The 13905-nt window shown below is 61.9% G+C and carries 12 protein-coding genes; 4 read left to right on the top strand and 8 right to left on the bottom strand.

The window, feature by feature from the left end:
* Window positions 1–139 precede the first annotated feature (139 nt).
* Window positions 140–1384 carry an acyl-CoA dehydrogenase family protein gene (locus K663_RS17225; protein ID WP_062121291.1) on the top strand — a complete coding sequence of 415 codons (1245 nt, stop codon included), beginning with the start codon at window positions 140–142 and terminating at the stop codon, window positions 1382–1384.
* The gene (locus K663_RS17220) at window positions 1384–2559 is read left to right on the top strand and encodes an acetyl-CoA C-acetyltransferase (RefSeq protein WP_062121290.1); all 1176 of its coding nucleotides are present in this window, start codon (window positions 1384–1386) and stop codon (window positions 2557–2559) included. The genes K663_RS17225 and K663_RS17220 overlap by 1 nt, the downstream gene beginning before the upstream one ends.
* Window positions 2560–2599: 40 nt before the next feature.
* Here K663_RS17220 and K663_RS17215 read toward each other — a convergent pair whose 3' ends face one another.
* The 3 genes from K663_RS17215 to K663_RS17205 form a co-directional block, all read right to left on the bottom strand.
* Entirely contained in the window at window positions 2600–3646 is a 1047-nt protein-coding gene (locus tag K663_RS17215) for a DUF7065 domain-containing protein (protein ID WP_062121289.1), read from the bottom strand.
* A gap of 161 nt (window positions 3647–3807) precedes the next feature.
* On the bottom strand, window positions 3808–5445 hold the full coding sequence (locus K663_RS17210) for a GMC family oxidoreductase (RefSeq protein ID WP_062121288.1): 1638 nt from the start codon (window positions 5443–5445) through the stop codon (window positions 3808–3810).
* A complete protein-coding gene (locus tag K663_RS17205; RefSeq protein WP_062121287.1) occupies window positions 5442–6740 on the bottom strand; it encodes a cytochrome P450 in 1299 nt (432 codons plus the stop codon). The genes K663_RS17210 and K663_RS17205 overlap by 4 nt, the downstream gene beginning before the upstream one ends.
* 284 nt (window positions 6741–7024) lie before the next feature.
* Here K663_RS17205 and K663_RS17200 point away from each other — a divergent pair, with 284 nt between their 5' ends.
* Window positions 7025–7714, top strand: coding sequence for a histidine phosphatase family protein (locus K663_RS17200; protein WP_062121286.1), 690 nt, complete (start codon window positions 7025–7027; stop codon window positions 7712–7714).
* Window positions 7715–7775: 61 nt separating this feature from the next.
* Entirely contained in the window at window positions 7776–8054 is a 279-nt protein-coding gene (locus K663_RS17195; protein ID WP_062121285.1) for a hypothetical protein, read from the top strand.
* A gap of 474 nt (window positions 8055–8528) precedes the next feature.
* Here the strand turns inward: K663_RS17195 and K663_RS17190 are convergent, their stop codons facing one another.
* Genes K663_RS17190 through K663_RS17170 form a run of 5 tightly spaced genes read right to left on the bottom strand, consistent with a single transcriptional unit; the run spans window position 8529 to window position 13678 of the window.
* Entirely contained in the window at window positions 8529–9692 is a 1164-nt protein-coding gene (locus tag K663_RS17190; protein WP_062121284.1) for an acyl-CoA dehydrogenase family protein, read from the bottom strand.
* Window positions 9685–10578, bottom strand: a complete 894-nt coding sequence (locus K663_RS17185) for an HpcH/HpaI aldolase/citrate lyase family protein (RefSeq protein ID WP_062121283.1) — start codon at window positions 10576–10578, stop codon at window positions 9685–9687. Before K663_RS17185 ends, K663_RS17190 begins: the two co-directional genes overlap by 8 nt.
* The gene (locus K663_RS17180) at window positions 10575–11030 is read right to left on the bottom strand and encodes a MaoC family dehydratase (RefSeq protein WP_062121282.1); all 456 of its coding nucleotides are present in this window, start codon (window positions 11028–11030) and stop codon (window positions 10575–10577) included. The genes K663_RS17185 and K663_RS17180 overlap by 4 nt, the downstream gene beginning before the upstream one ends.
* Window positions 11030–12226 (bottom strand): acetyl-CoA acetyltransferase, encoded by a 1197-nt coding sequence (locus K663_RS17175; protein ID WP_062121281.1) that lies wholly within the window; start codon window positions 12224–12226, stop codon window positions 11030–11032. The genes K663_RS17180 and K663_RS17175 overlap by 1 nt, the downstream gene beginning before the upstream one ends.
* Before the next feature lie 12 nt (window positions 12227–12238).
* Window positions 12239–13678 (bottom strand): 3-oxoacyl-[acyl-carrier-protein] synthase III C-terminal domain-containing protein, encoded by a 1440-nt coding sequence (locus tag K663_RS17170; protein ID WP_062121280.1) that lies wholly within the window; start codon window positions 13676–13678, stop codon window positions 12239–12241.
* Between the last annotated feature and the right edge of the window lie 227 nt (window positions 13679–13905).

Raw genomic sequence — 13905 nt, 5'->3', positions numbered from 1 at the left:
AATATGGTTCCGTAGTATATTGACCTTCTCCCACCCCGGTGCGACAGACATCCCACGCCATGGATCAGTCCGGGCCTTCCCCGGCCCCTCGCGAAAACGGATTAATTATGCACCTCATTCATGCATTTGGACGACGCCCATGATGATATCGCCCCAGGCAACCGAACTCGCGCGCAAGCTGCAGGCGTTCATGGACGAACATGTCTATCCGAACGAAGCGCTCTATTATCGGCAGCTGCACGAGGATCCCGCCGTCCAGTTTCGCGTGCCGCCGATCCTGGAAACGCTCAAGGAACAGGCGCGGGCGGAAGGGCTGTGGAACCTGTTCCTGCCCCATTCGGAAAATGGCGCGGGCCTCAGCAATCTCGACTATGCGCCGCTGGCGGAGATCATGGGCCGCGTGCATTTCGCGTCCGAAGTCTTCAACTGCTCGGCGCCGGATTCGGGCAATATGGAAGTGCTCGACCGCTATGGCACGCCGGAGCAGAAGGCCAAGTGGCTGACGCCGCTGCTCGAAGGCAGGATCCGCTCTTCCTACTGCATGACGGAACCGGCGGTCGCCTCTTCCGACGCGACCAATATCGAAACGCGTATCGAGCGGGACGGCGACTATTATGTCATCAACGGCCGCAAATGGTGGATCACCAACGCCTATCATCCCCGGAATGGCCTTTATATCGTGATGGGAAAGACCGATCCCACCGCGCCGCGTCACCTCCAGCAATCGCAGATCCTGGTCGATCCCGACACGCCCGGCATCACTCTGGTCCGTCCGCTCAGCATCTTTGGCTATCATGACGAACCCAAGGGCCATGCCGAAATCCTGTTCGACAACGTCCGCGTGCCCGCCGCCAATCTGGTGCTGGGCGAAGGACGCGGGTTCGAGATTTCGCAAGGCCGGCTTGGGCCGGGCCGCATCCACCATTGCATGCGCATCATCGGCCAGTGCGAAAGGCTGCTGGAACAGACATGCAAGCGCCTGCTGTCACGCGTGACCTTCGGCAAGCCGCTCGCCAGCCAGTCGGTATGGCAGGAACGGATCGCCGAAGCGCGCACGCAGATCAATATGTGCCGCCTGCTGACCCAGCATGCCGCGCATCTGATGGACACGGTCGGCAACAAGGAAGCGCGCAGCGAAATCTCCCAGATCAAGGTCGCGGCGACGCGGATCGGCCAGGCGATCGCCGACATGGCGATCCAGGCGCACGGCGCCGCCGGGCTCACCGACGATGATGGACTGGGTTTTGCCTTCGCGCGGATGCGCATGATCCGCATCGGCGATGGTCCCGACGAAGTGCACAACCGCACCATCGCACGCATGGAACTTGACAAATTCCGCCCGGCGCGCAACGCGCGTGACGCGTCCTCGACGGAGAAACAATGATGGCCGAAGCCTATATAGTTGCCGCCGTGCGCACAGCTGGCGGTCGTCGCGGCGGTGCGCTGCGGGACGTTCATCCGGGGCAGATGACCGCTGCGGTGCTCGATGAACTGGTCGCACGGACAGCGATCGATCCGGCGGCGATCGACGACGTTATACTGGGCTGCGTCTCGCAGGTGGGCGAGCAGAGCCGCAATATCGCACGCTATTCGCTGCTCGCCTCCCGCCTGCCGGAGTCGGTGCCCGCCACCACGATCGACCGTCAGTGCGGTTCATCGCAGCAGGCCATCCATTTCGCCGCCCAGGCGATCATGGCGGGCGTGCAGGATGTAGTGATCGCCGCCGGGGTGGAAAGCATGACCCGCGTCCCGATGGGTTCGCCCGAAAAGCTCGCGCTGGACGCGGGCATCGGCACGTCCGCCGTGCTGCCGGCGGTCTATGAGAAATATGGCGCGTCGGTCTTCAGCCAGTTCGACGGCGCCGAAATGATCGCAGACAAGCACGGCCTGACGCGGGACGAGCTTGACCGGTTCGCGCTGCTTTCGCACCAGCGGGCGGCAGCCGCGACGCAGGCGGGGCTGTTCGATGACGAGATATTGCCGCTGCAGGGGCTGGATGCCGAGGGTAATCCGACGCGCCATATCCATGACGAGGGCATTCGCTACAATGCCAGCCTGGAAGCGCTGGGCGCGATCAAACCGCTCACCGCACGGGCGCTGCTGACGGCCGGGACCTCCAGCCAGATTTGCGACGGCGCTTCGGGCGTGATGCTGGCGTCGGCCAAGGCTGTGGCCGACCATGGCCTCACACCCCTGGCGCGCATCCACCATATGACGGTGACGGCGGGCGACCCCGTGCTGATCCTGGAGGAGCCGATCGGAGCGACGCGCAAGGCTTTCGCAAAGACGGGCATGACCATCGGCGACATCGATCTTTACGAGGTCAACGAAGCCTTCGCTTCCATCCCGCTGGCTTGGGCCAAGGCGATTGGCGCGGACCCTGAGCGGCTCAATGTCCATGGCGGTGCGATTGCGCTCGGCCATCCGCTGGGCTCGTCGGGAACCAAGCTCATGACCACGCTGGTCCATGCGCTCCGGAAACGCGGCAAGCGCTATGGCCTGCAGACGATGTGCGAAGGCGGGGGCCAGGCCAATCTGACGATCGTGGAAGCGCTTTGACACGACCCGCCGTTTACGGCGGGCCGCATCATGGCGGCCCTCAACGCCAGTTGCCCGGCCGACCCAGATCCTGGTCGCCGCGAAGCGCGTGGGTATAGTCGCCCCATTGCACTTCCTGCGTATCGCCCCAGCCGACAACCTTTCCGTCCATCGACCATTCGGTCAAGCACAGCCAGGCGAACATGTTGGGCCAGCCGGTCCAGGGCAAGGTCGCGGTGGTCTTGCCGCTGATATGGTAATCCCGGCCCCATTTGTCGGTGAAACGGATTTCATGCGATAGCGGCCGCAGCGTGACCGGGTCGCGCCGTGTGATCTTCGACGCGTTGGTCAGTCGTGACAACTCCTCGCCGATGCACAGCCAGCCGTCATGGACGGTCTCGTTGCGATCGACTTCGAACACGCCCGTCCAGTCGGGATCGCGATCGGGATCATCGAAGGCGGCGAGGTTCCATGACAGCTTCTGATCGGCGAAAATCCCCGTCATCCAGGTGAAGGGCGGGCCGGCGACGAGCGCTTCGGTGCGCAACTGGCCCCAGGAACGGTCGCGGATGCCGTGGCTAGCAATCTTGTAGGTCTTGCCGCGCAGCGTGACCCGCCCCTCATTATAGGTCGCCTGGTCGAAATGATTTTCGCTGCCGCGCATCACCGGCGGCGAAAAATCGGTGATAGTGAGGTCCAGCGCATTGCCGCGCGCGGGGTCGTCATAGGTGATCCGCATCTTCTTGAACGGCTCGATGATCTGGACGCGCAGGCCGTTAGCGAAGGTCATGTCGCTGCCATCGCCCAGATTGGCGGCGGAGGCGTAGGCGGGCACGTCGAGCAGTTCGGCCGACAGCATCGAATTCTTGTGCCCGCGCGCGACACCGATGCCGGCTGTGACGACGTTCAGATTGGGGTGCACCCAGATGTGGATCTGCGAATAGATCCGTTCTTCCGGGATATACCAGAGATAGGCCCAGGTTTCGGTGAGCGTGTCGCCGGGGATATTGGCTTCGGGATGGAAAAGCTCGTCCTTGTCGCTCCATCGGCCAAACAGCGCAGCCTGTTCCGTGCCGCGATCGCCGGTCCACAGTTCCTCTTTCGCCATCCCTAGTCTCTCCTTGTGCGTGGTGGACATCGGAGCGGCGCCTCGATGCTTGTCGCACCAGCGGCGGCTGCGAATAGTGCAAGCCGATGCCGCCTTGATTTTTTGTGCAGCGGAGAGGCGGGGCGGTTTCCAGTTTCAGGCTACCGCCATTCCCGCCAATTTCAGGCTGCGTTGCGCAGCGCCGCATCCTCCAGGATCAGGTCCGCCGCCCGCCAGCCGGTTGCCATGGCGGGGGCGTTGGTGTTGCCCGAAATCAGTCCCGGCATGATCGAACAGTCGACGACGCGAAGGCCGTGCACACCGCGGACGCGAGTTCGTTCATCCACGACCGAATCCTCGTCGCTGCCCATGCGACAGCTGCGGACGCCATGGGTGCCACACATTGCGATCTCGCGGATGATTGCCAGGATCTCGTCATCGGTTACATATTGCGCTCCTGGCGCCATTTCGTCGGCAACATAGGGCGCCAGCGCGGGTTGCTTCACATATTCGCGGATATAGCGGACGATCTCTATGGCGGCGCGCCGGTCATGCTCGCTCGAAAGCCAGTTGGGCGTAATGCTGAGCGGCGCATCGGGATCGGCAGCGCTGATCTCCAGTTCACCTTCACTGTCGAGGCCGATGAGCTGAGCGGTAAAGCTCATGCCCGGCTCCTTTTGGACCGCCTGCATCGGCGCGATCGTGTCCTTTTCCTTCTCCTCCGGGATGTCGAGCGTCCAGCCGCTGACATAAAGCTGCGCATTGGGGCGCGGCTCATTGGGATTGGTCTTGACGAAAGCGCCGACCTCCATCGCGCCGTTCGACAGCGGTCCGGTCTTGAACATCAGATATTGCGCGACGCTGGTCGCGAGGCCGACGCCACGCAGCCGGTGATTGATTCCCTTTTCGCCGCCCTTCAGCCGATAGCTGACGATCATGCCCAGATGCTCAAGCACGCGCCGGCCCACATCGGGGCTGTCATACACGACGTCGATGCCGTGCCGCTGCAGCAGGGCGGCCGGGCCGATGCCCGAGAGTTGCAGCAGCTTGGGCGATCCGATGGTGCCGGCGCTGATGATGATCTCGCCATGACAGTTGTAGGTAACGGACTTGCCATCAACGCGGCACTCCACGCCCGTCGCGCGCTTGCCATCGAAGCGGATGCGATCGGCATAGACGTTGGTTACGACATTCAGGTTCGGGCGATTGCGCACCGGGTCGAGGAAGGCGATGGCCGAACTCTGGCGGCGGCCATCCTTGATATTGTAGCAATAATAGCCGACGCCTTCCTGATCCTCGCGGTTCAGGTCTTCATAATGGCGGGGCAGGCCCATCTGGACTCCCGCTTCGATAGCCTTTTCGGCCAGCGGATAGCGGACCTTGTTGGTGCAGATATGCACCGGGCCGCCGACGCCGCGCACGCCGTCATCGCCTAGTTCATGATCCTCGATCGAGCGATAGGCCTGCTTCATCTGAGCCCAGGACCAGTCCGATCCGGCTTCGCGTTCCCAGATGTCGAAATCCTGCGGCTGTCCCCGAACATAGATCATGCCGTTGATCGCCGACGAGCCACCCAGGCCGCGCCCGCGCTGCCAGACTTCGGTCGGGGAGTCTGCCGGGCCGACCGGATAAGTCCAGGCATAGGTGGGATCGGTGACAAGCTTGCCGATGCCTTTGGGCATGTTGACCATGAAGGCCTTGTTCTCTCCCCCGGCTTCAAGCAGCAGCACCTTGTGACGGGGGTCCTGCGAAAGCCGGTTGGCCAACACGCATCCCGCCGAACCCGCGCCGACGATGATATAGTCGTAACTTGCCGTCATTCCTCGCTCCTCACCACCTGTTTTTCCTTCACTCTCGTTACCTTAATCGGCAGGTCGCTCAGCGCATGGAAGGCGAACACCGGATCATATCGGATTTCGGATTGGGGCACGGCCAGTTCCACCGTGTCGAAATCGGTGATCCAGCGCAGGACGGCGGCGTTCAGTTCGGCGCGGGCCAGGAAACTGCCGACGCAATGATGGATGCCCATACCGAAAGTGATGTGCGACCGCTTGTTCTTGCGATCCAGGTCGATCTCATAGGGGTTGTCGAACAATGTCTCGTCATGTCCGGCCGACGCCCATAGCAGGAACAGGGCCGACCCCTTGGGAATGGCCACCCCGTCAATCTCCGTGTCCGCCGTCGCGGTGCGCGGCGTAGTGACCGCCGGTGCGTGAACGCGCAGGATTTCCTCGACATAATCGGGCACCCGCTCGGGCGCGGCCTTCAGCGCCGCCCACAGATCGGGCCGGATCGCCAGCATGTACATGGCCGATGACAGCGCATTGCGGGTAGTTTCATTGCCGGCGATGGTCAGCACATGCGCCATCGATAGCTTTTCCTCGATGGTCAGCGGACGGCCGTCGATATCGGCATGGGCGATGGCGCTCAGCAGATTTTCGGCCGGCGCCTCCTCAAACCGGCGCATATAGTCGGCCAGGTAGCGATAGCCTTCCACGACCGTCCGCGTCGCTTCCATCGCCCGCTCGGTCGAATGGGTGGGATCGACCAGGAAGGTGAACTCGTCGGAGAAATGTTTGATGAAGGTGGCGTCCGAATAGGGCAGGCCCAGGATCATGCAGATGAGTTCAAGCGTCAGCGGCACCGAGAAGGCGTCGACGAAATTGATCCGCCCGCCCGAAGGGATGGCATCCATCAGCTTGCCGATGATGCTGTTGATCTCAGGTTCCAGGTCGAGCACCCGCTTGCGGGTCAGGGCTGCTTCGGCAATGCGGCGATATTGCAACGAGGTTGGCGGATCGGTGGTCTGCAGCGTGTAGACGATCTTGTAGCCGCTGGTCGCGAAAATGTCGGCGATGGCGGGCTCGAAATCGCCCCAGCGCCAGACGGACGGCACCGGCTTGCTTGAAAACAACGTAGTGTCGCGCGCGATCGCCTCGATTTCCTTCCTGCGCGATACGACGAACACGGGCACGGGGCCGGGCAGGTTCAGGCTCATGATCGGCGCTTCACGCCGCATCAGTGCCCATCCCGCCGCTGGCTCGGAAAGATGATCGGGATCAAAAGGATTGAAAGAGGCTATGGCCCCCTGGCTGGCGATATCGTTCGCACTCATAGACCTCTCCTGTCCCTTGTGGCGCCGAGCGGAAAGCCGGTCGGGGCGAGCAGCACGCCGCACCTTCTCGCGGTCGTTCTTGCCGAGCGAAGCTTAGTCTTGACCATGGTTTGCTGCAATACCATATGTTGGCGATCTAATATTCGCCCGGGAGGCGGGTGTTAGGAGCCGGGCAGAGACGGCATATTCTCTCGACAAGCGATTGAAACTTGTGCTTTTCGAGGCAGCGCGACTCGGCGCTCGTTGGGGAGTGCTGCTCTGCTTATATATTCGACGGTGATAGCATGGCCAATCTTGACGATATCAACGATCGTGCGCGCGGTGCGCAGCAGCGTTTCAAATTGTCCCGGGGTGCGCGGCAGATCATCCTGATCCGACATGGGTCGAGCGTCGGCGCGACCATCGAGACGGTGCAACTGGGTGAACTCACGATCAGTGATCCTACGCTCGCGGAAGATGGGCACGTTCAGGCAGAGTTGTTGGCGCGTACGCTTGCGCGCGAGTCGATCGAGGCAATTTTCGTTACGCCTCTGAAGCGGACCCAGCAGACCGCAGCGCCACTGGTAGCCGCGACGGGAATCGAGCCGCGCGTGATCGAAGATCTGCGGGAAGTTCACCTGGGCGATTGGGAGCATAGTTTTTACGAGCACGCCTCGGCCGGCCACCCTCTCATAGCACGCATGTATATCGAGGAAAGTTGGGAGGTTATTCCCCGCGCCGAGCGCAACGCGCATTTCGCCGATCGCGTGCGAAGGGGCATTGTGGAAGTGGTATCCCACATCGGAGAAGGCGAGACGGCGGTTGTCTTCAGTCATGCGGGCACCATCGCGGAAATCTGCCGTCAGGCAACCGGCGGCAGGCGCTTCGCCTTCACCGCCCCGGAAAACTCGTCGGTGTCTCGCCTGATCGTGGGTGACGACGGACAATGGAAGTTGCGGAGCTTCAATGAGGTGTCCCACCTTCAGGAGGGATGACCCGCATCAGATTCGAATTGAATAACTGCAATAAAGTCGTTGAATTTTTAGGAGTGAGCGAATGAAGACGATGTATCGGACGATGATCAGTGCAATGTTGTTGGCATCCACTTCGGCGATGGCCGGCGGCCTGGATATTCCGCGCAATGCCCGCATTGTCTCGGGTGACGGAGCGACCTTGGGCCGTGTGGATCGGGTGTTGACGGCAAACGACGCCGTGGCCGGCGTCCAGGTGATCGTTGGTGACAAGATGGTAGTCATCCCCGGAGACACACTGTCGATGGACGGCGCGATTGTGAAGACCAGCCTGACTCGCAAGGAGGTCCGCGCGCTTCGTTGAGCGAGCTCGAGGAAATATATTTGTATGAGGGGGCCGGTCGTCACACTGTGATGGCCGGCTTTTCCTTTGGGTGGATGCCGCCTCGATATTCGCATGGGTTTTCAAGGGGCAATGGGGATATTTACACCCCAGTTAGCGATTTCCCGAACAGCGGATAAATGGAATGCAAGTCATCCGGGCACGCACCGGACTACTTCAATCCGCAGCTACCCCGACGTCCGCCATTGGTCGGAGATTTTTCCACCAGATCGATGGATTATGAGTTTCGTCTGGTTCCGCAATATCATGAAGTGGTAACGGGCTGATCGTCGATCGTCACACCGCCAAGATCATGCTGATAATAGATCAAGAAGTCAGTCGATCGATAACAAAGATCGTCGAATTCCAACAGCAATCCAGCCCAGGATTGGTAGATAATCCCAATCCTGGGCGGTTTCATTCAGCCGTCCCCCTTCGCAAGGAAGAGGTGGAGACTTACTTCTTGAACAGATCGCGTCCGATGATCTGCTTCATCACTTCCGCCGCGCCGCCTGCGATTCGGACGATGCGCGCGTCGATATAGGCGCGAGCGATCGGATATTCGGTCATATAGCCATAACCGCCGAAGAACTGGAGGCACTGGTCGACGACCTTGACGTGCAGATTGGTGACGACCAGCTTGACCTTCGCCGCTTCGACGCCAGTCAGCTCGCCTGCCATAAAGCGCTTGATGCACCAATCGGTGAACACACGCGCGGACAGGACTTCGGCGGACAGCTCCGCCAGGACGAACTGGGTGTTCTGGAAGTCTGCCAGCGTCTGGCCGAACATCTTGCGTTCAGTGGCATAGTCGACGGTCCACTGGATCGCCGCTTCCGCCACGCAGATGCTACGCACAGCCTGGGTCAGCCGCTCCTGCGCGAGCTTGCCCATCATGATGCCGAAGCCGCCACCTTCCTTGCCGAGCAGGCGATAGGCCGGCGCGCGCACATCTTCCAGGAAGATTTCGGACGTATCCTGGGCCTTGAGCCCGATCTTCTCCAGATTGCGGCCGCGCTTAAAGCCTTCCTGATGCGTATCGACCGCGATCAGGCTGACGCCCTTGGCGCCCGCAGCGGGATCGGTCTTGCTGGCGCAGACCATGACATCGGCCAGCTGGCCGTTGGAGATGTAGACCTTTTGCCCGTTAAGGACGTAGCCGTCGCCATCCTTGACGGCACGCGTGCGGATTTCCTTGACGTCGGAGCCCGCGCCCGGCTCAGTCAGGCCCAGTGCGCCGATATATTCGCCCGACACCATCTTGGGCAGCACTTCCTGCTTCAGCTCTTCCGTGCCGGCTGCCAGGATGTAGGGCGCGACCATTTCGGAATGGACCGTGAAGCCGGGGCCGGTGATGCCCTTCTTCGCCAGTTCCTCAATGACCACGACATTATAGAGCCAGTCCGCGCCGAAGCCGCCATAGGCTTCAGGGATATTGGGGCAAAGGATGCCCACTTCACCGGCGCGCTTCCAGATTTCGCGGGGGACGCACTCGTCCTTTTCCCACTGATGATGCTGGGGGACCAGTTCCTCGTCCACGAAACGGGCGACCGTCTCGCGAAACTGTTCATGTTCGGCGGAGAAGATGCCCCGTCCGCCGTCGTTCCGCAGATCAACCATTGCGCGCCTCGTGCATTGCCAGCGTCTTTTGTGCTTGTTTCAAGTGGGGAATGTCGAGCATCTTGCCATCCAGACCCAGCGTCCCGGAGTCCGGGTTGGCGGCGAACAGATCGACCACCCGCCGCGCGAAATCCACTTCTTCGGGCGAAGGAGAGAAGCTTTCGTTGATGACATCGACTTGCGCCGGGTGAATCGCGACGCGTCCCGAGAAGCCTTCGGCACGCGCGGCCTTGCAGGATGCACGCAAGCCTTCGGGATCACGAAAGTCAACATAGAGCGTGTCCACCGCTTCGCCGCCGGCCGCATGCGCGCCGAGCAGGCATAGCGAGCGCACCATCTTGTAGGTGTGCGTCCACTCGCCGGTCGCGTCGGTATTGCCGCTCGCGCCGATCGCGGAACTCAAATCTTCCGCGCCCCAGGTCAGGCCATAGAGACGGTCGAGTGCGGCGCCGGCATAATCGCCCAGACGGAAGGGCGAAACTGCCGTTTCGGTCGCGACGGGAAGGATATTGATCGAACCCGGTTCGATGCCATGGGCGACTTCCAGGGCATCGAGATAATGGCTGACCTGCGCCACGTCCTGCGGCCCATTGACCTTGGGCAGCATGATGCCGTCAGGCGCGGCGGGCACGATCGCCGCAAGGTCTTCCAGCGTCCAGGGCGTGTCGAGCGGGTTGACACGCACCCACAGCTGCGACTTGCGCTCGCCGCGCGGCCGTTCCTTGATAAAGGCCGGCACCATTTTCCGCGCGACAGGCTTGCGCGCGGCGGCAACAGCGTCTTCCAGGTCGAAGATGAAGGCATCTGCGGCAATGCCATCGACCTTGCCCAGCTTCTTTTCACTGTCGCCGGGGATGAACAGGAAAGAACGGATGGGGAGGGTCATTCTTTCGGCTTCTTCAGCTGAAGGCCAGACCGCTTGCAGGACGCGACCAGTTCGTCCTTCTGATTATAGGCCCTGTGCAGGAAGGTGACGATGCCAGCTTCCGGGCGCGACTTGGATTCGCGCAGTTCGATGACTTCGGTCACGACATGGATCGTGTCGCCGGCGAACAGCGGATTGGGGAAACGCACCTCGTCCCAGCCGAGATTAGCGACCGCCGTGCCCAGCGTCGTATCGCCGACCGAGATGCCCACCATCAGGCCGAGGGTGAAGGCCGAATTCATGAGCGGACGGCCAAACGGCGTGCTCTTCATATATTCGGCGTCGATGTGAAGCTGCGCGGGGTTGTGCGTCAGCGTCGACATCAACAGATTGTCGGTTTCCGTGAGGGTCCGGCGGATCGGATGATGGAAAACCTGCCCGATCTCCAGTTCGTCAAACCATATTCCAGCCATTATAGAAGCCCCAGGACAGAGATAGCCGCGATGCCCTGATAGGGAACGCCGCCGAGATTGTGGGTGACGCCGATGGACGGGTTCGAAAGCTGACGCTCTCCGGCGCGGCCCAGCAGCTGGCTGTAGATTTCATAGGCCATGCGCAGCCCGGACGCACCGATGGGATGACCGAAGCACTTCAAGCCACCGTCGATTTGACACGGCATGGCGCCGTCGCGGTCGTAGCGGCCGTCGAGAATATCGAACACCGCCCGGCCATCGTCGGAAAAGCCGAGATCCTCCATCGTCACCAGTTCGGTGATGGAGAAGCAGTCGTGCACCTCGGACAGGTTCACCTGGGTCTTGGGATCGGTGATCCCGGCTTCCTTGTATGCGCGCGCCGCTGCATTGCGGGTCGTCGCGACGTAGCTGCCGTCCCACTCGTTCATTTGCGTCTCGCGGCCCGAGCTGGTCGACAGCTGCAGCGCCTTGATCGTGACAAGATCCTTCCTGCCCAGCGCCTTGGCGATCTCTGGCGTAGTGACGATGGCGCAGGCCGATCCGTCAGACACGCCCGAACAGTCGAACAGACCGAGCGGATCAGAGATCATCGGCGCGTTCATGATCGTTTCCATCGACACGGCCTTCTGGAAGTGCGCCTTGGGGCTGTGAACGCCGTTCTGGTGGCTCTTCCACGACACATGGCTGATGGCGCGCTTCAGATCTTCCTTCGACGTGCCGTATTTCGCCCGATAATAGGGGGCGAGCTGGGCGAAGCCGGCGGGCGCGGAGCCCATCGGCATCCACATGTCGTTGAACGTGCCCTTGAATGGCGGCGGCAGACCGCCGAAGCCCGTGTCCTTCAGCTTCTCGGAACCGATCGCCAGCGCGATATCGACCGCGCCGGACGCAACGGCATAGACCGCGCCGCGCAGCGCTTCCGTTCCCGTCGCGCACATATTTTCGACGCGGCTGACCGGAATGCCTTCGAGCCGCAGCGCCATCGCCGCCGGGATCGAAGAGTTGCCGACGTTGATGGTCTCGCCCCAGCAGCCGAACCATGCGGCTTCGATCTGGCTGCGTTCGATGCCCGCGTCGGCCAGCGCCTCCTCAAAGGCTTCTTTCATCAGGTCGGGCGAACCCGCGTCCCACCGCTCCCCGAACTTGGAGCAGCCCATGCCAAGAATGGCGACCTTATCCTTAATACCCGTTGCCATCGCAGAAACTCCTCAAGCCGCGCCGAGCGGCGTTGCTTTCCAGAAATAGCGGTTATAACCGCGCTGCCGATCCTTTTCCTTGATCCGGTAAACCATCCGCAACTTGGCGCCGGTATCAATCCCGTCCTTGCCGATGTCCACCATTTCCATGAGCATGCGCGCGCCACTGTCGAAGCGGACAAAGCCGACCCAGAGTGGCGGCGCGGGGTGATAGGACAGCCAGTCGGCGGTGGAGGTCAGCACTTCGGCAACCTCATCGCGCAACGGCACGTCGGCGAACTGGTCGTTCGAGGCGTGGCAGTTGACGCAATATTGCAGCTGCGGGAACTGGACGGTGCCGCACTTGCCGCACTTGCCTGCGTTGAAGCCCTCCAACTGGCCGGCGGAGCGATATTGTTCGGTGAGCGCGGTCTTGCCGCTCTTTTCCGAACGCATGCCCCATTCCGCTTCGATGCCGTCATAGAAGGACAGCATCCGCAGATAGCTGTCGGTCGGCAGGGCGTCGGCGATCGAACCAGCAACGCCGCGGGCCGGACGGGCCGAGGTGATTGCGTCGGTCGCCTGGAAGATCAGCACGTCGGCGCCCTGGCCGAAGCCCACCAGCAGGATGCGATCGCCCGGCGCGGCTTTTTCAAGAGTCGCGGCAAGCATCAGCAGCGCATGGGCCGCACCGGCATAACCAACGCCATCTTCCAGCCCACCGGCAACGGCGCCCGCGAACTTCAGCTTCTTTGCAACCGCATCCGCTGCACCCTTGAGGTAAGAGGGCATCACGAAATGCTGAATGTCGCCAATGGTGAGTTGCGCATCGTCCAGGGCGGCCTTGACCGCGTTGGGGACGATCTTCGCATAACCCTCGTCACGGACCCAGCGCTCTTCCCAATTATAGTCGCTGTCCGCGCCGGCCGAGCGGAAATGATCGACGAACACATTGGCCACCGTCGCGGAGCCGACAAGGCGCGCGGCCACATTCTGGTCGGACACCACGAAAGCGGCGGCGCCCGCGCCGAAGCTCAGCTCCTGCGTGCTGGCGGGCTTGGCGAACGGGTTGTCGGCGGCGATCACCAGCGAGGATTCAGTGCCCTTGAGCGCCTGCAGCAGCGCCGACGTGCCCGCCCGCTGCGAACCGGCCGCGTCAGATGTCGCCACACCGTCGGCGGCGCCGAGCGCGCGCGCCACGATGGCCGCGTTCTGAAGATCGGCATAGGGAAGGCTGGTGGAGGCAAGCCGCACCGCGCCGACACCCTGCAGACCGCCCGGCCCGACCGCGTCGCGCGCGGCTTCCACGCCCATGGTGATCGCATCTTCGTCCCAGCTGGTGAACGCGCGGCTGCCCTTGGCTTGGCCTTTCAGACCCGGCGCCATCCATGCATGGGCGGCGGCGATGATCGAACGATCCAGCCTAAGACGAGGAATATAGGCGCCAAAGCGCGAAATACCGAATTCAGTCATGCACCTCACCCGTTCGAGGCCAAGGCCTCACATGGTTGCAACATACAGCGGGGCGACCAGCCAAAACAAAACCGCTAATGTGCCTGACATCGGCGGTTCAGAGTATCGGTTTTCGCGCCGGGAACATCGTTTCCGTAGGGAAACGGGCTGTGCTGTACCCCTCGCTTGAGATTTAGTGTGCTATCGTACATTATGCAAGTTACTTATTGTCACGGTCGCCAAAGGCT

Origin of the sequence: Sphingobium sp. MI1205 (assembly GCF_001563285.1) — a bacterium.
In the GTDB taxonomy this organism is placed as follows: domain Bacteria; phylum Pseudomonadota; class Alphaproteobacteria; order Sphingomonadales; family Sphingomonadaceae; genus Sphingobium.
The sequence above is the reverse complement of the archived record's forward strand: the minus strand, read 5'-3'. Positions and strand labels throughout refer to the sequence as shown.

What these genes read in the sequence shown, in the direction of transcription:
- K663_RS17225 (WP_062121291.1), top strand. Translation starts at nt 140, where the DNA reads ATGATGATATCGCCCCAGGCAACCGAACTCGCGCGCAAGCTGCAGGCG.
- K663_RS17220 (WP_062121290.1), top strand. Translation starts at nt 1,384, where the DNA reads ATGGCCGAAGCCTATATAGTTGCCGCCGTGCGCACAGCTGGCGGTCGT.
- K663_RS17215 (WP_062121289.1), bottom strand. Translation starts at nt 3,646, where the DNA reads ATGGCGAAAGAGGAACTGTGGACCGGCGATCGCGGCACGGAACAGGCT.
- K663_RS17210 (WP_062121288.1), bottom strand. Translation starts at nt 5,445, where the DNA reads ATGACGGCAAGTTACGACTATATCATCGTCGGCGCGGGTTCGGCGGGA.
- K663_RS17205 (WP_062121287.1), bottom strand. Translation starts at nt 6,740, where the DNA reads ATGAGTGCGAACGATATCGCCAGCCAGGGGGCCATAGCCTCTTTCAAT.
- K663_RS17200 (WP_062121286.1), top strand. Translation starts at nt 7,025, where the DNA reads ATGGCCAATCTTGACGATATCAACGATCGTGCGCGCGGTGCGCAGCAG.
- K663_RS17195 (WP_062121285.1), top strand. Translation starts at nt 7,776, where the DNA reads ATGAAGACGATGTATCGGACGATGATCAGTGCAATGTTGTTGGCATCC.
- K663_RS17190 (WP_062121284.1), bottom strand. Translation starts at nt 9,692, where the DNA reads ATGGTTGATCTGCGGAACGACGGCGGACGGGGCATCTTCTCCGCCGAA.
- K663_RS17185 (WP_062121283.1), bottom strand. Translation starts at nt 10,578, where the DNA reads ATGACCCTCCCCATCCGTTCTTTCCTGTTCATCCCCGGCGACAGTGAA.
- K663_RS17180 (WP_062121282.1), bottom strand. Translation starts at nt 11,030, where the DNA reads ATGGCTGGAATATGGTTTGACGAACTGGAGATCGGGCAGGTTTTCCAT.
- K663_RS17175 (WP_062121281.1), bottom strand. Translation starts at nt 12,226, where the DNA reads ATGGCAACGGGTATTAAGGATAAGGTCGCCATTCTTGGCATGGGCTGC.
- K663_RS17170 (WP_062121280.1), bottom strand. Translation starts at nt 13,678, where the DNA reads ATGACTGAATTCGGTATTTCGCGCTTTGGCGCCTATATTCCTCGTCTT.